The following is a 23,982-nucleotide window of genomic DNA, read 5'->3' on the forward strand; positions in this document are numbered from 1 at the left end:
CCCCTGCTGTCGTTCCGCGCGTCGGGCGTCAGCCCTCGATCGCGGCCGGCTGCGCCTCGGGGGAGGTGGAGCCGATCTCGATCTTGCGCGGCTTGGCCTTCTCCGCGACCGGCACGACCAGCCGCAGCACGCCGGCGTCGTAGGACGCCTCGATGCGGTCGAGGTCGAGGTTGTCGCCGAGGACCAGCTGGCGGCTGAACGAGCCGCGGGTGCGCTCGCTGGCCAGCATCTGCCAGTCGCCGTTGCCGGCCACGCGCTCGGCGCGGACGGTCAGGACGTTGCGCTCGACGTCGAGGTCGATGCTGTCGCGGGCGACGCCCGGCAGGTCGAACTCGATGACGAACCGGTCACCCTCGCGCCAGGCGTCCATCGGCATGACCGCCGGGCGGTTGGTGGTCCCCAGCAGCTGCTGGGTGAGGCGGTCGAAGTCGCGGAACGGGTCGGTGGTGCGCAGCAACATGGGGTCTCCTCCTCAGGATCTGTGTCGTCGGCGGGCCCGGACCGGGTGGTGCGGGCTCGTCGTACCTGTATCAACAGTTACAGGTTTCTTATATTCCACGTTCACGGCAGAATCAACCCCGTGGCAGGTGGGCGGCGGCAGACGCACGAGCGGGGGGTCTTCGCGATCTCGGTGGCGGCGGAGATGGTCTCGATGCAGGTCCAGAACTTGCGCGTCTACGAGCGGCGCGGGCTCCTCGACCCCGACCGGACCCCCGGCGGCACCCGCCTCTACAGCCGCGCCGACATCGACCGGCTGCACCGCATCCGCGACCTGCTCGCCGACGGCCTCAACCTCGCGGGCATCGCACGGGTGCTGGCGCTGGAGGAGGAGGTACGCCGCCTCCGCGCGGCGAACGCCCGGCTGCGGGCCGGGCCGCAGGAACAACGCGGCCCGCGCGGGGGTTGAGCCGGCCGTGACCACCGGGACCTGGGTGCTGCTCGGCGCTGTGCTGCTCGCCCTGGCCGTCGGCGGCTGGCGAGCGGTGGTCGACGGACGGTTCGCGCGAGGGAGGGCGAGGATGCAGGAGTCGGGCACGGCGGAGCCGACCGCCTGGTCGCGCGTCGCGGCGGCGGTGCCGGACGCGGCGCCGGGGGAGCGGGCCACCCTGGTGCAGTTCTCGACCGCGTTCTGCGCCCCGTGCCGGGCCACCCGGCGCACGCTGGCCGAGGTCGCCGAGCTGGTGCCGGGGGTGGTCCACGTCGAGGTCGACGCCGAGCACCACCTCGCGCTCGTGCGGGACCTCGACGTGCTGCGCACCCCCACCACGCTGGTCCTCGACCGGTCCGGCCGGGAGGTCAGTCGCGCCGCCGGTGCCCCGCGCAAGGAGCAGGTCCTCGGCGCGCTCGCCGCGGCCGACTGAGCACCGCTCGTCCGGTCAGCCGGCTCCCGGCGGCTCGATGGGCCGGCCCCAGGTGACGGTCTCGAGCACCTCCGCGGGCGCGACCGACCGCAGGTCGCCGTCCGGCCTGGCGCCCAGAGCGCCGTTGACGGTCGAGAACGCCAGGCGCGCCGCGACGTACACCGTCGCCGCCACGACCTGGGCGTCGTCGAGCCCCGCCTCGCGGAGCCGGTCAACGTCGGCCTGCGTCGTCGCGGACGGGTCGCGGGCCACCAGCCGGGCCCAGGCGGCCAGCGCGCGCTCCCGGTCGTCGAGCCCGGCGTCGCTGCCGGTCAGCACCGCGACCGGGAGGGACGGGTCGCCGGCCTCGGCGGCGAGCCTGCCGCCCCAGGCGATCGAGCAGTAGGCGTCGCCGATCGTGCTGGCGAGCGCGGTGACCAGCACGCCGCGGTCACGGACCGACAGCCCGGCCGCCTCGGCCGAGGAGGTGGCCAGCGCGGCGTACGCGTCGAAGACCCGCGGCTGGTGCGCCCACACGCGGGTGAGGTTCATGACGAAGCCGTGGCTGGTGCGGTCGGCCTCGAGCATCGCGTCGACGGCGGGGCCGGCCGGGGGGTCGGGGAGGAAGGTCTCGGAGGCCATGACCCATTCGACCTCACTCGTGCCGGCGTGACCAGACCGCGGCGGCGAGCGCCAGGGACAGCACCGCCAGCGAGGCGAGCAGGGCCGCCCGGAGCGCGCCCTCGCCGCCGAACGGGCCCATCGCGATGCCGTACGTCGTCATCAGCAGCGCCGCGCCCAGCGAGGACCCGATCCGCTGGCCGGTCTGCAGCGCCGCGCCGGCGGCGCCGCCCATCCGGGGCGGCACCTCGGCGAGGGTGAGGGTGAAGTTCGGCGAGATGACGCCGCCGCCGCCGAGGCCCGCGAGCAGCAGGCACGGGACCAGCGCCATCCAGATCCGCCCGTCGTCGAAGCCGGGCGCGAGCCATGCGGTGAGCGCGGTGCCGGTCATCATCGTGACGAGCGCGACGACGGTCAGCGTGCGCCCGGCCCGCGACACCAGCCGGCCCGCGAGGGGTGCGGTGACCGCGGCGCCGGCGGCGAACGGCGTGGTCAGCGCGCCGGCCGCCAGCGGCGAGAGGCCGAGCTCGCCCTGCAGGTGGACCGAGAGCACCAGGAAGATGCCGGTGAACCCCGTGAAGTAGAGGGTGCCGATCGCCATCCCGGTGCTGTAGCCGGGCAGCGTGCGCAGCAGGCCGACGTCGAGCAGCGGCGGCCGGCCCTGGCGTCGCAGCCGGGCCTCCCACCGCACGAAGGCCCAGCCGAACGCCGGGGCGCCGGCGAGCAGCACCAGCGGCAGCAGGGCGCCGCTCTCCAGGCTCACGAGCGGGAAGAGCACGCACAGCACCGCACCGCCGAGCAGCAGTGCGCCCGGCACGTCGATCCACGTGCCGCTGTCGTCCCGACGGTCGGGGCCCGGGACGATCACGGCGATCGCGACCAGGGCGGCCAGCCCGATGGGGACGTTGACCAGGAAGAGCCAGCGCCAGCCCTCCTCCTCGCCGGCCAGCGCGATGATCGCGCCGCCCAGCACCGGCCCCAGGGCCGAGGAGAGGGAGACGGTGAAGCCGAAGGCGCCGAACGCGCGGCCGCGCTCGGGACCCCGGAAGAGCTGTTGGATCAGGCCGGAGTTCTGCGGGGTGAGCAGCCCGGCGGTCGCGCCCTGCGCGAGCCGAGCGGCGATCACGGTCGCGGTGTTCGGCGCCAGGCCGACCGCGGCGCTGGAGAGGATGAAGCCGGTCAGGCCGATCAGCATCAGCCGGCGGCGGCCGTAGGCGTCGCCCAGCCGGCCGCCGGCGACCAGCGTGAGCCCGAAGGCCAGCGCGTAGCCGGACACGACCCACTGGATCGTGCCGGCGGAGGTGCCCAGCCCCTCCTGCATGGAGGGGATGGCGACGTTCACGATCGTCACGTCGAGCAGCGACATGAAGCCGACGACGAGGGTGACGCCGAGGATCCTCCAGCGCCGCGGGTCGGGGGTGTAGTCGTCGTCGAGACGCTCCTCCGGCCGCTGGTCGGCGCTGGTCCCCTCCTCGCTCACCGGGACCCGTTGCCCCGTCGGTGCCGGGCCTACTCAGCGCGGGTGGCGCCGAGTTCGCCGCGTGGTCCGGTCGCGCGGTCCGGTCGCGCGGTCCGGTCGCGCGGTTTGGTGGCGCGGTGCTCGTGGCCGGACCATGCGGGCATGACCGCGCCCGTGACCGTCTCCATCACCCGCACGCTCGACCCCGGGCACGACGCGGAGATGCTGAGCTGGCTGCAGGCGGGCACCGCGCTGGCCCAGCAGTTCCCCGGCTTCCTCGGCGCCGGCTGGGTGCGGCCGGAGACCGGCTCGAGCACCTGGCACATGCTCTACCGGTTCGCCGACGGCGCCGCGCTGCAGGCGTGGGAGCACTCCCCGCAGCGGCAGTGGTGGCGCTCCTCGGCCGCCGGCCTCGGCGTGGTCGACTCGCGCGTGGAGCGCCGTACCGGCATCGAGGGGTGGTTCGACGACCCGACCACCCGCGACGTCGAGGACCTGCGCGCGGTGCCGGCCGCGCCGCCGCGCTGGAAGCAGGCCTCGGTGATCTTCCTGGTGTTCTACCCGCTCAGCGTGCTGGTCAACTGGCTGGCCGCCCCGGTCCTGGGCGGGGTCTGGCTCCCGCTTCGCGTGCTCGCCGTCGTCCTCGTGATGACGCCGGTGATGACGTACGTCGCCCTCCCGTGGATGACCCGCCGGATGGAGTGGTGGCTCCACGGGCGACCCGCCCCCTGGCGCCGGGCGGCCCGCACGGCCGGCTGATCGGCCGGCTGGGCGGGGGGCGGGGCGGGTCAGGCTCGCGCCGTGCCGCCCCAGTTGGCCAGCTTGACGGCGACGGCGTGCAGGTCGGCGCGCCAGACGTCCTCCGGGCCGGGCGGGAGGATCTCGTCCCACTCCGCGGCGTGGGAGCCCAGCACGCCGGTGAGGCCGGCCGTGCGTGCGAAGAACCACTGGTGCAGGTGCGAGCCGCCGTCGCCCCAGCGGTCCACGTGCACGCGCCCGATGTTCTCCAGGGCGCCGACGATGCGCACCAGGCGGTTGGTGATCCGGCCCAGCTCGGAGGCGAGGTCGTCGTCGAGGTCGCCGAGGTCCAGGTGCTCGCGGGCGTGCAGCAGGAGCACCAGCGGCAGCCCCGACGGCGCGCCGCGGTGGGTGAGCACCCAGTGCTCGTCCTCCCACACCACCCGGGCGGGGTCGAAGCCCGCGCACGACGAGCAGGGCCGGGCAGGGTCCTCGCCCTCGCGCAGCGGGTCGGGGGAGGGTGGTCGCAGGGCCCGCGGTGCGACCCGGCCCTCGCGCACCTCCCAGGGGAAGCTGTCCCACTCGCCCGAGGGCGGCATCGGCAGCCGCGCGTCGGCGGCGTGCTCCAGGACGCGGGCGTGGACGGCGGCGGCGGACTCTGCCATGGACCCACTGTGCCACCGCACTAGCCTGGGCACGTGGCAGACGTCGAGATCCCCGCAGCCCCGACCATCGAGGGCGCGACGCACCTCCACTCCGGCAAGGTGCGCGACCTCTACGAGCTGACCGAGGGCCCGTACGCCGGCGCGCTGCTCATGGTCGCGAGCGACCGCATCTCGGCCTACGACTTCATCCTCGACGCGACGATCCCCGACAAGGGCGAGATCCTCACCCGGATGTCGCTGTGGTGGTTCGACCGGCTCGCCGACATCGTGCCGCACCACGTGATCTCCACCGACGTGCCCGCGCAGGTCCGTGGCCGCGCGGTGGTGTGCGAGAAGCTCTCGATGTTCCCGGTCGAGTGCGTCGCGCGGGGCTACCTCACCGGCTCCGGCCTGGCCGACTACCGCGCGACCGGCGCGGTCTGCGGCAACCCCCTGCCCGACGGTCTCGAGGACGGCTCGCGGCTGCCCGAGCCGATCTTCACCCCGGCGACGAAGGCGGCGTTCGGCGACCACGACGAGAACGTCGACCTCGAGGCGGTCGCGGCCGTCGTCGGCCCCGGCGGCGCCGCCCGGCTGCGGGACCTGACGCTGGAGGTCTACGCCCGCGCCGAGGCCGTCGCGCGGGAGCAGGGGATCATCCTGGCCGACACCAAGCTGGAGTTCGGCGACCGGCCCGACGGCACCACGGTGCTCGGCGACGAGGTGCTGACCCCGGACTCCTCGCGGTTCTGGCCGCTCGCGGAGTGGCAGCCGGGCCGGACCCAGCCGTCGTACGACAAGCAGGTGGTCCGCAACTGGCTGACCTCCCCGGAGTCCGGCTGGGACAAGGCGTCCGGCGAGGCGCCGCCGCCGCTCCCGCCCGAGGTCGTCGAGCGGACCCGTGCCCGCTACGTCGAGGCCTACGAGCGGCTCACCGGCGAGACCTGGTGACTCCGGTGGCGCTGCCGTGAGCGGCTCGGTCCACTTCCCGGTGCCGCCGGAGGTGGTGATCGACTACCTCGCCGACCCGGCCAACCGGGCGGAGTGGCAGTCGAGCCTGGCGCGGGTCGAGGACGTGGTCGGGGAGGTCGGGGTCGGCCAGACCTGGACCGACGTCACGCTCCCGGGGCTCCGCCCGCGGATGCGCACCACCGAACTGGTGCGGCCGCTGCGCTGGTCCGAGACCGGCACCTGGCGCGGCTTCGAGGCCGACCTGACCCTGGAGCTGGCGCCGGCCCCGGGCAGCGGCTGCGTCGTCTCGGTGTCGATGCGGCTGCGCGGGCGAGGGCTCGCGGGCCCGCTCGCGCGGGCGCTGCAGCTGGTCTCCCCGGGCGCCGTCCGGTCCGACCTGCGCCGCGCCGCGCGCATCCTCGGCGCGCGGCACCGGCCGGGCTCGGATCCTTCGTGACCAGTGAGTAGGTTGGGCCCGTCCGGACCGTCGTGATGGAGGCCACAAGTGTCGTCGTACAACCTCTCGTCCCTGCTCGAGACCAGCGCCCAGCAGTACCCCGACCGGGACGCGGTCGTCCTCGGTGAGACCCGGCTGACCTATGCCGCCGTCGACTCGTTCGCCAACATGGTGGCCAACCTGCTGGTCTCCCGCGGGATCCGCCCCGGCGACAAGGTCGCGCTGAGCTGCCCCAACCTGCCGTACTTCTCGGTCGTCTACTACGGCATCCTCAAGGCCGGCGCGACCGTGGTCCCGCTCAACGTGCTGCTCAAGGGGCGCGAGGTCGCCTACCACCTCGAGGACTCCGACGCGAAGGCCTACTTCTGCTTCGAGGGCACCCCCGACCTGCCCATGGCCAAGGAGGGGTACGCCGGCTTCGGCGAGGCCGCGGGCTGCGAGCACTTCTTCGTGATCACCGCCGACCTCGCCGCGGCCAGCCCGATCGAGGGCACCGAGACGATGGCGCAGGCGATGGGCGGCCAGCCCGGCGAGTTCACCTCGGTGGAGACCGACGAGGACGACACCGCGGTCATCCTCTACACCTCCGGCACGACCGGCCAGCCCAAGGGCGCGGAGCTGCGGCACCGCAACATGCGCGACAACGCGCTGCTCGGGGAGCAGCTGTTCGGCGCCGACGCGAGCAAGCCCGACACCTACCTGTGCGTGCTGCCGCTGTTCCACTCCTTCGGCCAGACCGTCATCCAGAACGGCGCGTTCGCCTACGGCGGCACCGTCGTGATGCTGCCGCGCTTCGAGGCGCAGGCCGCGCTCGGGCTGATGCTCAAGGAGAAGGTCACCTTCTTCGCCGGCGTCCCGACGATGTACTGGGGCCTGCTCGGCGCGCTCGAGGAGGGCGTCGACGTCGGCTCCATCGCCGAGAACCTGCGCGTCGCGGCCGCCGGCGGCTCCGCGCTGCCGGTCGAGGTGCACAAGGACTTCGAGAAGCGCTTCGGCGTCACCATCCTCGAGGGCTACGGCCTCTCGGAGACCTCACCGGTGGCGTCGTTCTCCCCGCACGGCCAGCCGCCGCGCGTCGGCTCGATCGGCGTGCCGGTGCCCGGCGTGGAGATGACGCTGCTCAAGCCCGAGTCGTGGGAGGAGATCGACGAGCCGGGCCCCGACGCGGTCGGCGAGATCGCGATCAAGGGCCACAACATCATGAAGGGCTACCACGGCCGGCCCGAGGCGACCGACGAGGCGATCCACGACGGGTGGTTCCGCTCCGGCGACCTCGCGCGCAAGGACGAGGACGGCTGGTACTACATCGTCGACCGGTCCAAGGACATGATCATCCGCGGCGGCTTCAACGTGTACCCGCGCGAGATCGAGGAGGTCCTGATGACCCACGAGGCGGTCTCGCTCGCCGCGGTCATCGGTGTGCCGCACGAGAGCCACGGCGAGGAGATCAAGGCGTTCGTCATCCTGAACGAGGGCGCGTCGGTCACCCCCGAGGAGCTCGTGGCGTGGTCCAAGGAGCAGCTCGCGGCGTACAAGTACCCCCGCCTCGTCGAGGTCGTCGACGCCCTGCCGATGACCGCGACCGGCAAGATCCTCAAGCGCGAGCTGGCGTGAGGTCCGCCCGGTGAGGGTGCTGCTCTACCTGCTCGCGGCGTTCCTCGTCGTCTCCGGGGCGCTGTGGTGGGTCGCCGGGTCGGGCGTCTTCGGACCGATCCTCGCCGGCCTCGGCGTCGCGCTGGTGATCGTGGTCGTCCAGAACACCCGGCGCGGCTAGCCGGGCTGCCCGCCCAGCCCCGCGTCCCGCGCCAGCGCCACCATCTCGGCGCGGGACCGGGCGTGCAGCTTGCCCAGCACGTCGCTGACCCGGTTGCGGACGGTCTTGTCGGACAGGAACAGCCGGCGCGCGATCGTGGTGTTGTCGAGCCCCTGCGCGATCAGCTCGAGGACCTCGTGCTCGCGGGGGGTCAGCTGGGGGAACGCCGAGACCGTCGGCCGCGCGCCGGAGAAGTACGCCAGCACCCGGCCGGCGATGCCCGAGCCGAAGACGGCCTCGCCGCGGGCGGCGCCCACGACCGCCCGCTCGATGTCGTCGACCTCGGCCTCCTTGAGCAGGTAGCCCCGGGCCCCGGCCCGCAGCGCCGCGAAGACCGAGTCGTCGTCGGAGTCCATGGTCAGCACGACCACCGCGACGTCGGGGTGCTCGACCCGGATCCGCGCGGTCGCCTCCAGCCCGCCGACGCCGGGCATCCGCAGGTCCATCAGCACCACGTCCGGCGCGTGCTCGCCGGCCAGCGCGACCGCCTCCTCGCCGTCGGCGGCCTGGGCGACCACCTCGATGCCCGGCAGGTCGTCGAGGACGGTCACCATCCCGGCCCGGAAGACGGGGTGGTCGTCGACGACCAGCACCCGCACGGCGGAGGACGGACGGGACGGGTCGGTGCTCACGGGACCTCCAGGGGCAGGGTGGCGCGGACCGTGGTGCCGCCGCCGGGCGTCGGGCCGACCTCGAGCCGGCCGCCCACCTCGGCCGCCCGCTCGCGCATGCTGACGGTGCCGACCCCGGCTCGCGGACGGGCCGGGAGCCCGACGCCGTCGTCGACGACCTCGACGACGAGGTCCCGGCCGCGGACCGCGGCCCGTAGCCGCACCGTGCCGGCGACCGCGTGCCGCAGCGCGTTGCTGAACGCCTCGGACGCGATCGCGTACGCCGCCACCTCGACCGCGGCGTGCGGCGCACCGAGGTCGCCGACCTCGGCGGTGCAGCGCGGCACGTCCTCGTGGCCGACCACGAGGTCGCGCAGCGCCCCGGCCAGGCCGCGCTGGTCGAGCACCGGCGGGCGCAGGCCGTGGACGAGGGCGCGGAGCTCGGTGACGGTGCCGCGCAGACCGTCGCCCAGCTGGGTCACGCGCTCGGCGAGCGCCGGCTGGTCGTCGCGGGCCAGCCGCTTGGCCAGGGACTCCAGCTGCAGGGCGGTGCCGGCGAGGTTCGGGGCGACCCCGTCGTGCAGGTCGGCGCGCAGCCGTCGGCGCTCCTCCTCGCGCGCGGCCACGATCCGGCCCCGGGAGCGGGCCACGTCGGCGACCAGCCCGGCGGCGTACGCCAGGGTGCCGGCGCGGGCCGCGACCTCCTCGACCGCGGCCTCCTGCTCGGGGGACCAGCGCTCGCCCGCGGTGCGCAGCCCGACGTGGAGCTCGCCGACCCGGGCGCCGAGGGCGGTGCACGGGACGACGCGGCTGCCGTGGAGCGGGGTGCCCGAGGCGACCGACACCTCATCGCTGGTGAAGGCCACCGACGGCAGCCGCAGCGCGTCGCGCAGCCCGTCGACCAGCCCCTGCAGCGCGTCGACCGGCTGGGAGGCGGCGGCGACGTGGCGCCCGACGCGCGACACCACGGCGTACGGGTTGTGCCGGTGCCCGAAGAGCCGGCGGTCCACCAGCTCCTGCACCCGTTCCCGGCCGGCCGCTGCGGCGAGGGCGGAGAGGGCGACGAGCGCGACGCTCCAGGTCGAGTCGGGAGCGACCGCCTGCACGCCGTACACGAGGAGCACGTACACCGCGACGACGGCGCCGGTGAGCAGGCCGAAGACAAGCGTGCGGTTGAGCGTCAGCTCGACGTCGAAGAGCCGGTGGCGCAGCATCGCGACGCCGATCGCCACCGGGAGGGCGGAGAGCCCCACGACGCCGTTCCACGCGTCGAGCGAGCCGAAGGGGATCAGCACGGCCACCACGAGGAGCAGCCCGCCGAGGAACAGCCACTGCAGCTGGGTGCGTTCGACGTCGCGGGCGCGGCGGATCCGAACGGCGAGAGAGACGACCGCCAGCGGGATGCCGACGAGGAACAGCAGCGAGGCGCCGGTCTGGGTGACGTGGCGCAGCCAGGTGGCCCGCTCGATCCCGAGCGGGTTCATCAGGCCGGGGACGATGTCGGCGTCGATCGGGGACAGCATCCGCGCCACCGTCGTGACCGTCGCGACCACCGCCACGCCCAGCACGACCGGGCGCCAACGCGGGCTCGGCGGGCGGCCGTCGGGGAAGACGTGGGGAAGCAGCGGGAGGGTGAAGAAGTACGGCGCGAAACCCCAGATCGCCACCCAGGCGGCGAACCCGCCGAGCACCCCGACGCCCGCGACGTGCCCGGCGTAGACCGCCAGCACCTGGTAGGGGCCGATCAGTGCCGGCACCAGCAGCAGCCAGCCGACCGGGTTGCGCGGGCGGGCCCGCACGACGAGCGCGCCGACGACCGGCCAGACCGTGCCCAGGGCGAGGTCGCCGGCGGCTCCGGCCCGGGTGCCGTCGTCCCACCAGGCCTGCAGGGGGCGGACCAGCGCGCAGGAGGTGACCGCGACCACCGCCAGGACGGCGGCGAGGGCGCGGAGCGCGCGGTCCGGGACGGTCACGGCGCTCATGCTGCCCGAACTGGCGTCCCCGGATCAGGAGGTCGGTGTCCCTCGTGCCCGGGACACAGGGAGGGCCACCGTCGTCCTCACCAGCCGGTCGACCGCGACCGGCCCCACCGTCCCGGAGGACACGATGACCACCACCGCCCCTCTCCCTGGCACCGCCGACCGTGCCACCACCTCGACCCGCGGCCGCTGGCCGCTGGCCGCCACCGCGGCCGGCACTCTCGGCTTCGTCGCCACCCTGGTCCTCGACGGGCGCAACGACGTCCCCACCGAGGTCCGCTTCACCGACGGCTTCTTCGACACCCTCGACCCGATGGTCTACCGGCTCTCGCTGGTGCTCGGGTACGCAGCCGTCGCCATGCTCCTGCTGCTCGCGGCCCAGTGGAGGCGACGCGTCGAGCCGCGGGTGCCTGCCTCGACGGCCGCTTCGCTCGTCACGCTGGGACTGGTCTCGTCCGCGGCCGGCCTGACCTACGGCTACGGCTGGAAGGGCGCGCTCGGGCTCTACCTGCCCGACGGCACCGAGGGCGGCTCGTTCGACCAGGCCGGCCTGACGACGTACTTCATGCTCAACGACTTCGGCTCCTGGATCGGCTGGCTCGGCGTCGTCGTCGCGGCTGCCGGGATCGCCTGGATGGGCCTGCGTGAGCGGACCGTCTCCCGCTGGATCGGCGTCGTCAGCCTGCTGCCGGTCCTGCAGACCACCGCGATGGTCCTCGGGCTCGGCGTCCCCGGCGTGCCGGCCCTGCTCGCCCCGATCTACCTGGTCGTGCTCGGGCTCGGACTGACGTTCGGGCGCAGCGTCATCAACCGTTGAGGCACGATGCTGGTCCGGCCCGGCTCCTCAGGGGAAACCGGCACTTCTCAGGGGTTGCAACGCCCGAGAAGTGCCGGTTTCCCCGGGGGGCCGGGGAATCCGGCGCCCCCGCCGCACCGCGTCGGCCACCCGCGGCTCAGGCGAACGGGTTCGGCCGCCCACCGGGCATCTCGCCCAGCAGCTCGCGGGCGTGGGCGGCCACCTTGTGCTCGACGAGCACCTCGTAGCGGGTGGCGACCACCTGGGTGACCGAGGAGAAGTCGCGGCGCCCGCGGGTCGCGGCGTACCCGGCCAGCGCCCAGATCAGCCCGAACAGCGCACCGAAGAGCACGGTCGAGAGCAGGATCGCCAGCAGGCCCTCCTCGGTGAAGATGCTGAAGAGCAGGCCGATGAACAGGCCGAACCAGGCGCCGGACAGCAGGCCGCCGAGGGCGACCTTGCCGGTGGTGAGGCGTCCGGTGATCCGCTCGAGGCGCTTGAGGTCGGTCCCGACGATCATGCACTGCTCGACCGGGAACTTCCGGTCGGCCAGGAAGTCGACGGCCTTCTGGGCGCCGGCGTAGTCGTCGTAGACGGCCAGGGACTGCGGGAACTCCAGCCCGAGCGGGGACCGCCCGGCGCCCGAGCCGCCCATGGGCGTTCCAGTGGGGATGCTCATGTCCTCCACTGTGCCCGCCGCACCTAGACTGGAGACATGCCTCGAGTCGTCGTCGACGTCATGCCCAAGCCCGAGATCCTCGACCCGCAGGGCAAGGCGGTCCTCGGAGCGCTGCCCCGGCTGGGCTTCGCCGGGGTCGCCGACGTCCGTCAGGGCAAGCGGTTCGAGCTCGAGATCGAGGGGGACGTCACCGAGGCGGTGCTCGCCGACGTGACCCGGATGGCCGAGACCCTGCTGTCCAACCCGGTCATCGAGAACTTCGCGGTGCGGGTGGAGCAGGACGCATGAAGGTCGGCGTCGTCACCTTCCCGGGCTCCCTCGACGACGTCGACGCCCAGCGCGCCGTCCGCCTCGGTGGTCACGAGGCCGTGGCGCTGTGGCACGGCGACCACGACCTGCAGGGGGTCGACGCGGTCATCCTGCCGGGCGGCTTCTCCTACGGCGACTACCTGCGCTGCGGCGCCATCTCCCGCTTCTCCCCGGTCATGACCGAGGTGGTCGAGGCCGCCGGTCGCGGCATGCCGGTGCTGGGCATCTGCAACGGCTTCCAGGTGCTGTGCGAGTCCCACCTGCTGCCCGGTGCGCTGATCCGCAACCAGCGGCAGAAGTTCCTCTGCCTCGACCAGCGCCTGCGCATCGAGGACACCGGCACGCCCTGGACCGCGGCGTACACCGAGGGCCAGGAGGTGGTCATCGCGCTCAAGAACGGCGAGGGCTCCTTCGTCGCCGACACCGAGACGCTCGACCGCCTCGAGGGCGAGGGCCAGGTCGTGGCCCGCTACCTCGGCGAGAACCCGAACGGCTCCCTGCGCGACATCGCCGGGATCCGCAACGAGCGCGGCAACGTCGTCGGCCTGATGCCCCACCCCGAGCACTCCGTGGAGGAGCTGTGCGGGACCGGCACCGACGGACTGGGCTTCTTCTCCCTCGCCACGCTGGCCGCGGAGGTCTTCGCGTGATCGGCTCGCCGAACCGCCTCTTCCGCACCGTCGCCACCGCCGAGGCGGTCACCTGGGCCGGCCTGCTGGCCGGCATGTTCCTCAAGTACGTCACCGAGACCACCGAGCTCGGCGTCCGGGTCTTCGGGATGCTGCACGGCGTCGTGTTCGTCGCCTACTGCGTGACCACCGTCGTGGTGGCCGTCGACCAGCGCTGGTCCGTGGGCCGGCTCGTCGGGGGCCTGGCCTCCTCGGTGCCGCCGTTCCTGACGCTGTGGTTCGAGCGGTACGCCGCCCGCCACGGCATGCTCGCCGACTCCTGGCGGCTGCGCTCGGCCGGGACGACCCCGGCCGGCGTCGAGCGGCCCGTCGCCTGGGTGCTGCGCAACCCGGCTCGCGGCCTGGTCGCTGCCGTCGTCGCGGTCCTCGCCCTCACCGGCCTCGCGCTGCTCGTCGGCCCGCCCGCCAGCGGCTGACCCGAGGCAGCGGCCGGTGGGAGATGAAATGTCGGCCGACCAGCCTCAGCGCACGCCGGAGCGCAGCGCCGCCCAGGACTCGGGGTTGACGACGCCGGAGACGGTGAGGTCGACCTTCTTCTGCCAGGCGCGGACGGCGGCGTCGGTACGGGCGTCGAAGACGCCGGTCACGACCACCTTGGCCTGGGGGCTGGCCGCGTTGAGCGCGCGCTGCACGCGGCGTACGTCGGCGCCGGCCGAGCCGCGCTTGAGGACCGGCGTGCTGCCGGCGGCGTGGAGAGACATCCAGTTGGCCTTGGTGAACCGGTCCTTGGCGGCGAACCCGTGGCCGGTCTGCCAGGAGCGGATGCTCGCGAGCGTGCGCGCGTTCAGGCTGCCGTCGACGGCGCCGGCGTACCCGCCCTTCTCCTTGAGCAGGCACTGAAGTGCCTTGACCTGGCCGGGGTCCGAGGCCTTCTGGCTGCCCGTGGCCGGACGCAGCGCGGCGTAGGTCGGGTAGGAGACCCGCACACCGCCGCAGTGCTTCTCGGCCGGCGCGACCGAGCCGCGGCCGAGCTCGAGGAAGTTGCTGTCGATGTTGATCCGGACCCCGCCCCAGGTCTCGTCGTGGCCGCCGCGGTACTGCTTCACGCGGCCGCCCGGCCGCCAACCGTCGTCGCGGACGTACGAGGTGGAGGTGTTGGCGACGCCGTCCCACCGGGCGATCCAGATGGCGTCGGGCATCGTGTAGGCGCCCGGCCGGTTCACCCGGGCGTCGTCGAGCGCCTTGATGCCCGAGCCGGCGCTGGAGTAGACGCCGGAGACCCAGCCGAGCTCGTGGAGCCGGTCGGTCCACGCGGAGAGGAACGCCAGGGCGGACTCGCGGCAGTGGGTGTTGGCGTTGTCGTAGCCCTCGAGGTCGTACCAGAGCGTGCTGCCCTTGGCCATGCCCAGCGCGGTGGCCGCGGCCACCGAGGAGTCCGCCTCGGCGCTGCCCTGCTGGCGCGCCTGGAAGTAGCGGCCGTTGTCGCCGGGCTTGGCGCTGATCTTCACGTCGTCGTCGTAGCGCGGGAACCGCGGCTGGCAGGACGCCTGCGGGCCGAGCGTGATCGGCAGCAGGCGCCAGCCCTTGGCCAGCTGCTTGGTCACCCAGGCCGGGGTGAGGTTCGGCTGGGAGCGGCAGGCACGGGAGTCGCCGGCGATGTAGATGCCGACCGCCAGGAACGGCGAGTGCTTGAGCCAGCGGTTCATCTTCCACTGCTCGGGGGCCAGGCACTGGTCGAAGCCGTAGCCGGTGAAGTCACCGGGCGTCACGACGTTCGCCTTCCTCGCCGCGACCTGTCCCGCGACCTGCCCCGAGGACTGGTCCGTGCGCTGGGTGGCGGCGGAGGGCTCCTCGGCTCGGGCGGTCGGCGCTCCGAGGAGGACGGCGCCCGCGAGGGCGGCGGAGAGGACGGCAGAGGTACGGCGGCGCATGGTGGCAGGCTCCAAGGTCGGGGAAGGCGCCTCACCATAACCACAGCAGTCACACCCGTCACAGGCGTTCGAAGGAACTACACGGGTGTACTTCGGGCCCGCCGGTCGCCACCCGGAGGAGGCGCCCGACGGGCCCGCGAGGTCCCGCGAGGTCTGCGGTCTCAGGCGCGTGCGCGCCGCACCAGCGCCAGCGCGGCCCCCGCCGCCAGCAGGCCGAACCCGGCGGCGGTGAGGAACGCCGTGTCGGCGCCGGGCAGCACCTCGCCGGGCACCGCGCCGGCGGCGTACACCGACGCGACGACCGCGAACCCGACCGCGCCGCCCAGCTGCTGGCTGGTCTGCAGCAGCCCCGAGGCGGCGCCCGCGTGCTCCGGCGCGACTCCGCCGAGGACGGTCGAGGTGACCGGCATGAAGACCAGCCCGGCGCTCAGCCCGTTGAGCACCAGCGGCCCCAGCAGGGACGCGGCGTAGGAGTCGCCGGCCGAGACGGTGCTGAGCCAGGCGAAGGAGCCGGCCAGCCCCAGGGTGCCGAGGACCATCATCGGGCGCGCGCCGAGGCGGACGAGCAGTCGCGGGCTGACCCGGGACATCGCGAAGATCGACAGGCTCAGGGGCAGGAACGCCACGCCGGTCATCACCGGGCTGTAGCCCAGCTCGCCCTCGACCAGCTGCGGGACGAGGAAGAACAGCGCCAGCTGGGCGCCGAAGACCGGCATCATCACGCCGAGGGCCCCGACGCGTCGCCGCTCGCGGAGCAGCTCGAGCCGCAGGATCGGGTGCGCGACGCGCTGCTCGGTGAGCACGAGCGCCACCAGCGCCCCGACGCCCGCGACGAGGCCGCCGATCGTGCGGCCCGACGTCCAGCCGTGCTCGGGGGCGCCGATGAGCGACCACACGACCGCGACGGCGCCCGTGGTGGCGAGGACGGCGCCGAGCACGTCGAAGCGGCCGGGGCGGCGTGCGGTCTCGTCGAGGTAGCGGCGGGTGAGGGCGAGCACGGCGAGGCCGATCGGGATGTTGATGAAGAGCGTCCAGCGCCAGGAGCCCACGTCGGTGAGGAAGCCGCCGAGCAGGAGCCCGACCGACATCCCGCCGGAGGTGACCGCGCCGAAGAGCGCGAGGGCGCGGTTGCGCGCCGCCTCGTCGGGGGCGCTCGTGGTCAGCAGGGCCAGGACGCTGGGGGCCGCCAGCGCGGCTCCGACGCCCTGGAGCGCGCGGGCGCCGACGAGCACGGCGGGGTCGGTGGCGAGCCCGCCGAGGAGCGAGGCGGCGGTGAAGACGGCGAGCCCGGACTCGAACATCCGGCGGCGGCCCAGGACGTCCCCGAGCCGGCCGCCGAGCAGCAGGAGCCCGCCGAAGGCGAGGGTGTAGGCGTTGAGCACCCACGACAGCGACGCCGGGCCGAAGGCGAGGTCGTCGCCGATGTGCGGCAGGGCGACGTTCACGACGGTGGTGTCGAGGATGAGCATCAGCTGGGCGGTGAGCACCAGCGCGATGGCCGCGGCGGCGCGGCCCGCGTTCTCGGGCAGGTCGACGGGCAGGCCGACGCGCTGGTCGACGGGCTGGTCGACGGGCTGGTCGACGGGCTGGTCGACGGGCTGGTCGACGGGCTGGTCGACGGGCTGGTCGACGGGCTGGGTGGTGGAGGTGGTGGTGGACGACATGGAGGAGGTCCTGTTCTGGCCCGGAGGACCGAGGTACCGTTGATCCGGAGGATGACTCCGCTTCCTTCCACGACAATACGGAGACCGTCTCCGTTTAGCAAGCCCCCGCCAGGAGGACCCGTGCGCGCCGACGCGAAGCGCAACTACGACCGGATCGTCGAGGTCGCGCGCGAGGTGTTCCGCGAGCAGGGGTACGACGCCTCGCTCGACCACGTGGCCAAGCGCGCCGGCGTCGGGCCGGGCACCCTCTACCGGCACTTCCCGAGCCGGGACGCCCTCGTGGACGCGGTCATGCAGAGCTGGGTCGCCACCGTCGAGGAGGCCGTGGGCCGCGCGCTGGCGGTCCGCGGCGACGACCGCGCCCTGCTGCTGACCTGGTTCGAGGAGTACGTCGCGCTGATCAGCGTCCACAAGGGCGGGCCGGCCAAGCTCACCGGCGCGATGGGCGACGAGCGGTCCCCGATCCGCACCAAGTGCGAGGTCCTGCGCTCGGCGGTCGACCGGGTGCTCGAGGAGCTCCGCGCCGCCGGTGCGCTGCGTGAGGACGTCACCGCCCTGCAGGTCGCGCGCCTGGTCGGCGGGGTCGCGACCGTCGCCGACCAGGGCGGGCTCGAGCCCGCCGAGGTGCGTCCCATGCTCGAGGTGCTGGCCGACGGTCTCCTCCGCTGAGCCCGCGGACGGCGGCCCGCCCCGGCGCCGGTAGATTGGCCGCCGTGCTGGACACCGTGGCCGCTGCTGCCGAGGACCCCGCCCGCGACCAGCCCTGGGCCGATCTCGGTCTCAAGGCCGACGAGTACGACCGGATCCGCGAGATCCTCGGTCGCCGTCCGACGAGCTCGGAGCTGGCGATGTACTCGGTCATGTGGAGCGAGCACTGCTCCTACAAGTCCTCCAAGGTCCACCTCAAGCAGTTCTCCGAGCTGCCGCAGGAGACCCCGCTGGGCAAGACCCTCGCCGGCATCGGCGAGAACGCCGGCGTCATCGACATCGGCCAGGGCTACGCGGTGACGTTCAAGGTCGAGAGCCACAACCACCCGTCGTACGTCGAGCCCTACCAGGGCGCGGCGACCGGCGTCGGCGGCATCGTCCGCGACATCCTCGCCATGGGCGCCCGTCCGGTCGCGGTGATGGACCCGCTCCGGTTCGGTCCGCTGGACGCCGACGACACCCAGCGGGTCCTGCCCGGGATCGTCGCTGGGGTCGGCGGCTACGGCAACTGCCTGGGCCTGCCCAACATCGGCGGGGAGGCGGTCTTCGACCCCACCTACCTCGGCAACCCGCTGGTCAACGCGCTCTGCGTCGGCGTGCTCCGCCACGAGGACCTGCACCTGGCCAAGGCGAGCGGCGTCGGCAACAAGGTCGTGCTGTACGGCGCGCGGACCGGCGGCGACGGCATCGGCGGCGTGAGCGTGCTCGCGAGCGAGACCTTCACGGAGTCCGAGGACGGGGGCTCCGGCCCGGCGAAGCGGCCGGCCGTCCAGGTGGGCGACCCGTTCATGGAGAAGCTCCTCATCGAGTGCACGCTCGAGATCTTCGCCGCCGGCCTCGTCGCCGGCATCCAGGACCTCGGCGGCGCCGGGCTGTCCTGCGCGACCTCCGAGCTGGCCTCCGCGGGCGACGGCGGCATGCACGTCGACCTCGACCTCGTGCCGCTGCGCGACTCCACGCTCTCGCCGGAGGAGATCCTCATGAGCGAGTCGCAGGAGCGGATGATGGCGGTCGTCGAGCCGGACGACGTCGAGGCGTTCCTCGCGATCTGCGCGAAGTGGGAGGTTGACGCCACCGTCATCGGCGAGGTCACCGACACCGGTCGCCTCCACGTCGACTGGCACGGCCAGCGCGTCGTCGACGTGCCGCCGCGCTCGGTCGCGCACGAGGGCCCGACCTACCAGCGTCCCCTCGCCCGCCCCTCGTGGCAGGACGGGCTCCAGGCCGACCGCGCCGAGGACCTCCCGCGCCCGGCGACCGGCCAGGAGCTCCGCGAGACGCTGCTGCGCCTGGTCGCCAGCCCGAACCTCTGCGACAAGTCGTGGATCACCGACCAGTACGACCGCTACGTCCGCGGCAACACCGTGCTCGCCCAGCCCTCCGACAGCGGCATGGTGCGCGTCGACGAGGAGAGCAACCTCGGCGTCGCCGTCTCGACCGACTGCAACGGACGCTTCGCCAAGCTGGACCCGTACGCCGGCGCGCAGCTCGCGCTGGCCGAGTCCTACCGCAACGTGGCGACCGGCGGCGCCGTGCCGCTCGCGATCTCCGACTGCCTCAACTTCGGCTCGCCGGAGGACCCGGCGGTCATGTGGCAGTTCGCCGAGGCCTGCCGCGGGCTCAAGGACGGGTGTGCCGAGCTCGGCATCCCGGTCACCGGCGGCAACGTCAGCCTCTACAACCAGACCGGCGAGACGGCGATCCTGCCGACCCCCGTCGTGGCGGTGCTCGGTGTCGTCGAGGACGTCACCCGGCGCACCCCGTCGGCGTGGTCGGCGCGGGGCGAGAGCGTCTTCCTGCTCGGCGAGACCCGCGAGGAGCTCTCCGGCTCGGAGTGGGCGAACGTCGTGCACGGCCACCTCGGCGGGCTCCCGCCGCGGGTCGACCTCGCTGCCGAGAAGGCGCTCGCGGCCCTGCTGCACGAGGGCGTCGGGCTGCTCACCAGCGCGCACGACGTCGCCGACGGCGGGCTCGCGCAGACCCTCGCCGAGGCCGCGATGCGGAACATGGTCGGTGCCCGCGTGACGGTCCCCGGCGACGCGTTCGTCGGGCTGTTCGCCGAGTCGGCCGCCCGCGTCGTGGTCACCGTGCCGGCCGGCGACGCCGACCGCCTGCGCGACCTCGCCGCGCGCCACGGCGTGCCGCTCACCGAGCTGGGGACCACCGGCGGCGACGCGCTCGTCGTCGAGGCTGCCGGCGAGGGCGCCTTCGAGGTGCCGCTGCTGGAGCTGCGGTCGGCCTGGATGGCGACGCTGCCCGCCGCGCTGGCCTGATCGCCGGTCCGGCGACGTGCCCGACGACCTGGTGGTCACCGGGCGGTGGACCGTCCCGGACGCCGAGCTCTCGGAGCGGTTCTCCCGCTCGTCGGGCCCCGGTGGGCAGGGCGTCAACACCGCCGACAGCCGGGTCGAGCTGTCCTACGACGTCGCCGGGTCGCCGTCGCTCCCCGAGCACCTGCGCGAGCGGGTGCTCGCACGGCTGGCGGGGCGCCTCGTCGGCGGCGTGCTGACGATCGCCGCGAGCGAGCACCGCACCCAGCTGGCCAATCGGAGGGCGGCGCGGGAACGAATGGCCTCCGTGCTCCGTGACGCCTGCGCCCCGCCCCCGCCGACCCGGCGCCCCACCCGCCCCACCCGCGGCTCGAAGGAGCGGCGGATCGTCGAGAAGAAGCGGCGCGGGGAGACCAAGCGCGGCCGGCAGGGGCGCTTCGAGTGAGGCCGGTGCGGGTCGGTCGACGGCTGCTGCTCTCGGGCTTGGGTATCGGCACCCTGGCCGCCTGTGGCGGCGAGCCACCGAGGAAGGACGGACCCGTGACCGGAGCACCGACGAGGCGACGCATCGCCTACGGCGACGACGCCTCGCAGGTGGGCGAGCTGCACCTGCCCGCGGGCGACCCGCGCGGGGTGGTGGTCGTGGTGCACGGCGGCTTCTGGCGCGCCCAGTACGACTTCTCCCTCGGCACCCCGCTGGCCGACGACCTGGCCGCACGCGGCTGGGCGGCCTGGAACATCGAGTACCGCCGGGTCGGCCCGGGGACCGGCGGGGGCGGGGGAGCACCCGAGACCTTCGACGACGTGGCCGCCGCGATCGACGTGCTGGGCGACGCCGACCTGGGGCTGGACCTGACGACGGTCGTGGCCGTCGGGCACTCCGCGGGCGGCCACCTCGCCGCGTGGGCCGCCTCGCGGACCCGCGACCCGCGGTGGGCCGGTGGCGTCGAGCTCACCGGCGTGGTCTCCCAGGCCGGCGTGCTCGACCTGCGCCGGGCGGTCCGGGAGGGGGTCGGCCAGACGGCGGTGCCCGACCTGCTCGGCATCCCGGCCGACCCCGACGCGGTGGAGGCGGCGTACGACCCTCAGCAGCAGCTGCCCCTCGACGTGCCGGTGTGGTGCGTGCACGGCCGCGACGACGACGTCGTCCCCGTCAACCAGTCCGAGGAGTACGTCGCCGCCGCGACCGCCGCCGGTGCGCGGGCCGAGCTGGTGGCCGTCGACGGCGACCACTTCGTCGTCATCGACCCCGAGGGCCCGGCCTGGGCCGAGGTCGTCGGGGTCCTGGACGGGCTGGGCTGAGCGCGGGGCCCGGCGCCCGCCCGTCCAGGTCGTGCGCGGACGGTGCTCAGCGGGTGGCGGTCACCGTCCCGGCCCCGTGCCCGTGGTCGTGCGCGAGCGGGGTGGTGGCGTTGCGCCGGTCGTGGCCGGTGGCCCGGCCGTTGACCGACTTCGTGCTGAACGCGTAGGTGCCGACCAGCGAGGCGATCGCCTTGGTGTTGATCCGCACCGCCTTCATGCTGACGTTCGACAGGTCGTCGCACGCCTGGTGGTAGCACTCGTCGTACGCGACGCCGGCCTTGCCGCCGAACAGCCGCGCCTCGGCCTTGGTCTTGATGCCCTCGGCGCCGGTGAACAGGCCGCCCGCGGGGATGCCCTCGGCGATGAACGGGCCGTAGTCGCTGCGGCCGTCGAAGGCGGTCGGCCGGGTGGCCAGGTCACGGCTGCGGAAGAACGTCCGGAAGGCCCGCTCGATCTGCGCCGACCCCTTCGGGGCCTCCGCGGCGTCGTCGCCGGCCGGGAAGGCGGAGTTGTCGCCGTCGTAGACGAACAGGGCGTAGTTCGGGGAGCCCACCATGTCGAAGTTGAGGTAGAGGGCGATGTCGCGCAGCGCGCGCGGGTTCTCCGTGGCGAGCTCGCTGACGTAGTGCTCCGCGCCGAGGAGGCCCGACTCCTCCGCGCCCCACCAGGCGAACCGCACCTGGTTCCGAGGGGCCTTGATCTTCTGGGCCAGCTTCTCGGCGACGTGGAGCAGCGCGGCGCTGCCGGTGCCGTTGTCGTTGATGCCGTTGCCCTCGACGACGCTGTCGAGGTGGGCGCCGGCCATCACGACGTTCCCCTGGCGGCCGCGCTGGGTCTCGGCGGTGACGTTCCAGGTGGTGCGGGTCTCGGACTCGGTGGAGGTGGAGACCCGGACGGTGTCGCCCTCGAGGTCGCGGCCGAGCGCGAAGGTGGTGGTGACGGCCGGCACGGTGCCGACCGGGCCGCCCAGGGTGCCGATGAAGGGTCCGCTGCGGTCCTCGCCGTTGCCCTGGTTCATCAGCACGACGGCGCTGGCGCCGGCGTCCTGGGCGTTGACGACCTTGACGGAGAAGTCGCAGGTGCCACGGCGGACCAGCGCGATGTTCCCGGCGGTGAAGCCGGCGAAGTCGGCGGCCTCGCAGCCGCTGGTGGAGTTCTCGATGTCGTCCAGGGCGAGGTCGACGCCCTCGACGGTCCCGGTCACGTCACCCGACCCGGAGTACTCCAGGATGTCGAAGTCGGTGCCCTCCACGAACGTCGCCGGCTCCGGGGCGGTGCGCTGCAGCACCGGCGGGGCGGTGACCTCGAAGTAGGAGAAGTCGAAGGACTGGACCTGCGGGTGGTAGCCGGCCTTCCGCAGCTGGTTGACGACGTAGTTCTTCGACGCGCGGTAGCCGGGGGTGCCCGACGCGCGGCTGCCGTGCTTGTCGCCGATCCGCTCGAGGGCGACGAGGTGCTTGCGCACGCCGGGCCCGTCCACGGACTTCACCAGCGCGGCCACCCGGTCCTCGGGGGAGGCCTTCGGGGCGGTCTTCGCGGCGGTCTGGCGGGCGGACTGCTGGGCCGGCGCGTCGGGGGACGCGGTGGCGGTGGAGCCGGGCAGGGTGGCGGCCGCGAGCACGGCCGCGCCGGCGAGGCCGGCCAGGGGGCCCGCCACACGGCGGGTGGTGCGGTTTCTGCTCACAGGGGATCTCCCGAGAGACGGGCGCGCCGGCGGCGCGCGAGGCGGTCAACCTAGGACTGCGCCGCGTGGGTCCACAAGGGTTCCGGCGCCGACTTTGCCGACCCGCGCCTAGCCTGGGCGGATGCTGCTGCGGTGGAGGCTGGGCGTCGTCGTGGGCGGCGGGGCCGGCGTCGGGCACGAGGTGTGCCTGCGGCTGGCCCGCTCCGGCTCCGGCGTGCTGGTGGTGGATCCCGACGCCGCCTCCGCGGAGGCGACGGCCGCCGCTGTCCGGCAGCGCCGGGTGTCGGGGTGGTCGCTGCAGGCGGACCCGTCGGTCGGCGGGACCGACGCCGCGCTGGTCGCCGGTCGTGCGCGCGACCTCGGCGGGGCCGACCTGCTCGTCACCACCGGCCTGGGCGCCCGGGCGGCGCTCGCCCTGGGGCGGGACCTGCTGGCCGACCCGGTGCTGGTCCCCGGTCCGCGCGACCTCGACGTGGACCGCACCGCCGCGGCGGTGCTGGGGCTGCTGCGTGACGCCGAGCCGGGCGCGGTCGTCCTGCTCTAGGCGGACGCCACCGAGGTCGCCACGCGGGTCTCCGGGCCGGGGCCGGGCTGGCAGTGCGGGCACCACCAGGTACGCCGGTTGGCGGGGTCGTTGGGGAGCTCGGGGACCACCTCGACGGTCGTGCCGCACCGCAGGCACGGCCGCCCGGCCCGGCCTGAGACCCAGTGCGACTCGCCCTTGCGGCCGATGCCGGTGGTGACCTGGTAGGCGCCCTCGACGGTCGCGGAGTGCCGCAGCGCCTTGGCGCCCAGGCCGACCAGCCGCTCGACGTCGACCTCGCCCACCGGGGTCCACGGGCTGCGGCCGAGGAGGAAGGCCAGCTCGTTGGCCCACAGGTTGCCCCACCCGGCGACCTTGCGCTGGTCGAGCAGCGCCGAGACGAGCGGCACGGCGGGCTCGGCGGCCAGGCGGCGTACCGCCTCCTCGGCGTCCCAGTCCTCGCGCAGCGGGTCGGGGCCGAGGTGGCCCACCAGCTCGTGCTCGCGGGAGGTCTCGACGAGCTCCATCTCGTGCAGCCTCAGGCCGTACGCCGTGTGGCCGGCGTTGGTGGCGAGCACGATCCGCACGTCGGGCATCAGCCGTCGGGGGAGCTGCTTGCCCGGGCCGGTGACCGACCAGGAGCCGTCCATCAGCAGGTGGGTGTGCAGGGTGGCCCCGCCGCTGAACCGGGTCAGCAGGTGCTTGCCGTGCGTCGCGTGCTCGAGGACGACGCGGCCGGCCAGGTCGCGCGTCGCGAGCCGCGGGACGCGCAGGTCGCTGCGGGTGACCGTGCGCCCCTTCAGCGGGCGGTCCAGCCGCCGCGCGAGCTTGAAGACGCTGTCCCCCTCCGGCACGGACCCATCCTCCCCGGCCC

At 74.2% G+C, this 23,982-nt stretch carries 27 protein-coding genes; 16 read left to right on the forward strand and 11 right to left on the reverse strand.

The genetic code is table 11. From position 1 onward, the window contains the following. Positions 1–28: 28 nt before the first annotated feature. A complete protein-coding gene (locus tag AB0N29_RS15255; RefSeq protein WP_302268412.1) occupies positions 29–460 on the reverse strand; it encodes an HSP20 family small heat-shock protein in 432 nt (143 codons plus the stop codon). Positions 461–580: 120 nt separating this feature from the next. Here AB0N29_RS15255 and AB0N29_RS15260 point away from each other — a divergent pair, with 120 nt between their 5' ends. Next, positions 581–907, forward strand: a complete 327-nt coding sequence (locus AB0N29_RS15260; protein ID WP_364867972.1) for a MerR family transcriptional regulator — start codon at positions 581–583, stop codon at positions 905–907. Between the two features lie 7 nt (positions 908–914). Then, the gene (locus tag AB0N29_RS15265) at positions 915–1,361 is read left to right on the forward strand and encodes a thioredoxin family protein (RefSeq protein ID WP_302268410.1); all 447 of its coding nucleotides are present in this window, start codon (positions 915–917) and stop codon (positions 1,359–1,361) included. Between the two features lie 15 nt (positions 1,362–1,376). On the opposite strand, the gene AB0N29_RS15270 is transcribed toward AB0N29_RS15265, so the two are convergent. Both AB0N29_RS15270 and AB0N29_RS15275 read right to left on the reverse strand, forming a co-directional pair. Beyond that, complete coding sequence (locus tag AB0N29_RS15270; protein WP_302268409.1) at positions 1,377–1,982, reverse strand: hypothetical protein; 606 nt, start codon at positions 1,980–1,982, stop codon at positions 1,377–1,379. Between the two features lie 13 nt (positions 1,983–1,995). Next, positions 1,996–3,441, reverse strand: coding sequence for an MFS transporter (locus tag AB0N29_RS15275; protein ID WP_364867975.1), 1,446 nt, complete (start codon positions 3,439–3,441; stop codon positions 1,996–1,998). A 141-nt stretch (positions 3,442–3,582) separates the two neighbouring features. Here AB0N29_RS15275 and AB0N29_RS15280 point away from each other — a divergent pair, with 141 nt between their 5' ends. After that, positions 3,583–4,179, forward strand: a complete 597-nt coding sequence (locus AB0N29_RS15280; protein ID WP_364867977.1) for an antibiotic biosynthesis monooxygenase — start codon at positions 3,583–3,585, stop codon at positions 4,177–4,179. Between the two features lie 29 nt (positions 4,180–4,208). On the opposite strand, the gene AB0N29_RS15285 is transcribed toward AB0N29_RS15280, so the two are convergent. Beyond that, entirely contained in the window at positions 4,209–4,823 is a 615-nt protein-coding gene (locus AB0N29_RS15285; RefSeq protein WP_364867979.1) for a hypothetical protein, read from the reverse strand. Between the two features lie 33 nt (positions 4,824–4,856). Here AB0N29_RS15285 and AB0N29_RS15290 point away from each other — a divergent pair, with 33 nt between their 5' ends. Genes AB0N29_RS15290 through AB0N29_RS15305 form a run of 4 tightly spaced genes read left to right on the forward strand, consistent with a single transcriptional unit; the run spans position 4,857 to position 7,984 of the window. Beyond that, positions 4,857–5,753 (forward strand): phosphoribosylaminoimidazolesuccinocarboxamide synthase, encoded by an 897-nt coding sequence (locus AB0N29_RS15290; protein ID WP_364867981.1) that lies wholly within the window; start codon positions 4,857–4,859, stop codon positions 5,751–5,753. 16 nt (positions 5,754–5,769) lie between these two features. After that, positions 5,770–6,210, forward strand: coding sequence for an SRPBCC family protein (locus tag AB0N29_RS15295; protein ID WP_302268404.1), 441 nt, complete (start codon positions 5,770–5,772; stop codon positions 6,208–6,210). Between the two features lie 48 nt (positions 6,211–6,258). Beyond that, entirely contained in the window at positions 6,259–7,824 is a 1,566-nt protein-coding gene (locus AB0N29_RS15300) for a long-chain fatty acid--CoA ligase (RefSeq protein ID WP_302268403.1), read from the forward strand. Positions 7,825–7,834: 10 nt separating this feature from the next. Beyond that, positions 7,835–7,984 carry a hypothetical protein gene (locus tag AB0N29_RS15305; RefSeq protein ID WP_302268401.1) on the forward strand — a complete coding sequence of 50 codons (150 nt, stop codon included), beginning with the start codon at positions 7,835–7,837 and terminating at the stop codon, positions 7,982–7,984. On the opposite strand, the gene AB0N29_RS15310 is transcribed toward AB0N29_RS15305, so the two are convergent. After that, positions 7,981–8,655 (reverse strand): response regulator transcription factor, encoded by a 675-nt coding sequence (locus AB0N29_RS15310; protein ID WP_364867984.1) that lies wholly within the window; start codon positions 8,653–8,655, stop codon positions 7,981–7,983. The two genes, AB0N29_RS15305 and AB0N29_RS15310, sit on opposite strands and share 4 nt — an antisense overlap. Continuing rightward, a complete protein-coding gene (locus AB0N29_RS15315; protein ID WP_364867986.1) occupies positions 8,652–10,607 on the reverse strand; it encodes a histidine kinase in 1,956 nt (651 codons plus the stop codon). Before AB0N29_RS15315 ends, AB0N29_RS15310 begins: the two co-directional genes overlap by 4 nt. A gap of 133 nt (positions 10,608–10,740) precedes the next feature. Between AB0N29_RS15315 and AB0N29_RS15320 the strand changes: the two genes are divergently transcribed. Further along, a complete protein-coding gene (locus tag AB0N29_RS15320) occupies positions 10,741–11,430 on the forward strand; it encodes a hypothetical protein (RefSeq protein ID WP_364867988.1) in 690 nt (229 codons plus the stop codon). Between the two features lie 136 nt (positions 11,431–11,566). Here AB0N29_RS15320 and AB0N29_RS15325 read toward each other — a convergent pair whose 3' ends face one another. Beyond that, positions 11,567–12,088: a general stress protein gene (locus AB0N29_RS15325; protein ID WP_364867990.1), complete on the reverse strand. Its 522-nt coding sequence runs from the start codon at positions 12,086–12,088 to the stop codon at positions 11,567–11,569. 36 nt (positions 12,089–12,124) lie between these two features. On the opposite strand from AB0N29_RS15325, the gene purS reads away from it, so the two are divergent. Genes purS through AB0N29_RS15340 form a run of 3 tightly spaced genes read left to right on the forward strand, consistent with a single transcriptional unit; the run spans position 12,125 to position 13,502 of the window. Next, positions 12,125–12,376: a phosphoribosylformylglycinamidine synthase subunit PurS gene (purS, locus tag AB0N29_RS15330; protein ID WP_302268395.1), complete on the forward strand. Its 252-nt coding sequence runs from the start codon at positions 12,125–12,127 to the stop codon at positions 12,374–12,376. Next, complete coding sequence (purQ, locus tag AB0N29_RS15335) at positions 12,373–13,047, forward strand: phosphoribosylformylglycinamidine synthase subunit PurQ (protein ID WP_302268394.1); 675 nt, start codon at positions 12,373–12,375, stop codon at positions 13,045–13,047. The genes purS and purQ overlap by 4 nt, the downstream gene beginning before the upstream one ends. Then, entirely contained in the window at positions 13,044–13,502 is a 459-nt protein-coding gene (locus tag AB0N29_RS15340; RefSeq protein ID WP_302268393.1) for a DUF3817 domain-containing protein, read from the forward strand. Before purQ ends, AB0N29_RS15340 begins: the two co-directional genes overlap by 4 nt. Positions 13,503–13,547: 45 nt before the next feature. Here AB0N29_RS15340 and AB0N29_RS15345 read toward each other — a convergent pair whose 3' ends face one another. Together AB0N29_RS15345 and AB0N29_RS15350 are read right to left on the reverse strand one after the other, a co-directional pair. Then, on the reverse strand, positions 13,548–14,957 hold the full coding sequence (locus tag AB0N29_RS15345) for a glycoside hydrolase domain-containing protein (protein ID WP_364867993.1): 1,410 nt from the start codon (positions 14,955–14,957) through the stop codon (positions 13,548–13,550). Positions 14,958–15,118: 161 nt separating this feature from the next. After that, entirely contained in the window at positions 15,119–16,621 is a 1,503-nt protein-coding gene (locus tag AB0N29_RS15350; RefSeq protein ID WP_364867995.1) for an MFS transporter, read from the reverse strand. Between the two features lie 120 nt (positions 16,622–16,741). Between AB0N29_RS15350 and AB0N29_RS15355 the strand changes: the two genes are divergently transcribed. The 4 genes from AB0N29_RS15355 to AB0N29_RS15370 all read left to right on the forward strand — a co-directional run bounded on the left by AB0N29_RS15355 (position 16,742) and on the right by AB0N29_RS15370 (position 20,901). Continuing rightward, positions 16,742–17,290, forward strand: coding sequence for a TetR/AcrR family transcriptional regulator (locus AB0N29_RS15355; RefSeq protein ID WP_364867996.1), 549 nt, complete (start codon positions 16,742–16,744; stop codon positions 17,288–17,290). A gap of 44 nt (positions 17,291–17,334) precedes the next feature. Then, positions 17,335–19,602, forward strand: a complete 2,268-nt coding sequence (gene purL, locus AB0N29_RS15360; RefSeq protein WP_364867998.1) for a phosphoribosylformylglycinamidine synthase subunit PurL — start codon at positions 17,335–17,337, stop codon at positions 19,600–19,602. Positions 19,603–19,618: 16 nt separating this feature from the next. Continuing rightward, the gene (arfB, locus tag AB0N29_RS15365) at positions 19,619–20,044 is read left to right on the forward strand and encodes an alternative ribosome rescue aminoacyl-tRNA hydrolase ArfB (RefSeq protein ID WP_364868000.1); all 426 of its coding nucleotides are present in this window, start codon (positions 19,619–19,621) and stop codon (positions 20,042–20,044) included. A 95-nt stretch (positions 20,045–20,139) separates the two neighbouring features. Beyond that, positions 20,140–20,901 carry an alpha/beta hydrolase gene (locus AB0N29_RS15370; RefSeq protein ID WP_364868002.1) on the forward strand — a complete coding sequence of 254 codons (762 nt, stop codon included), beginning with the start codon at positions 20,140–20,142 and terminating at the stop codon, positions 20,899–20,901. A 46-nt stretch (positions 20,902–20,947) separates the two neighbouring features. On the opposite strand, the gene AB0N29_RS15375 is transcribed toward AB0N29_RS15370, so the two are convergent. Beyond that, entirely contained in the window at positions 20,948–22,585 is a 1,638-nt protein-coding gene (locus AB0N29_RS15375) for a M20/M25/M40 family metallo-hydrolase (RefSeq protein WP_364868004.1), read from the reverse strand. 121 nt (positions 22,586–22,706) lie between these two features. On the opposite strand from AB0N29_RS15375, the gene AB0N29_RS15380 reads away from it, so the two are divergent. After that, positions 22,707–23,129, forward strand: a complete 423-nt coding sequence (locus AB0N29_RS15380) for an SDR family NAD(P)-dependent oxidoreductase (RefSeq protein ID WP_364868006.1) — start codon at positions 22,707–22,709, stop codon at positions 23,127–23,129. Here AB0N29_RS15380 and AB0N29_RS15385 read toward each other — a convergent pair. Next, positions 23,126–23,962, reverse strand: a complete 837-nt coding sequence (locus AB0N29_RS15385; protein WP_364868008.1) for a DNA-formamidopyrimidine glycosylase family protein — start codon at positions 23,960–23,962, stop codon at positions 23,126–23,128. The two genes, AB0N29_RS15380 and AB0N29_RS15385, sit on opposite strands and share 4 nt — an antisense overlap. Between the last annotated feature and the right edge of the window lie 20 nt (positions 23,963–23,982).

It is taken from the genome of Nocardioides sp. NPDC092400 (assembly GCF_040684155.1).
GTDB lineage: Bacteria > Actinomycetota > Actinomycetes > Propionibacteriales > Nocardioidaceae > Nocardioides.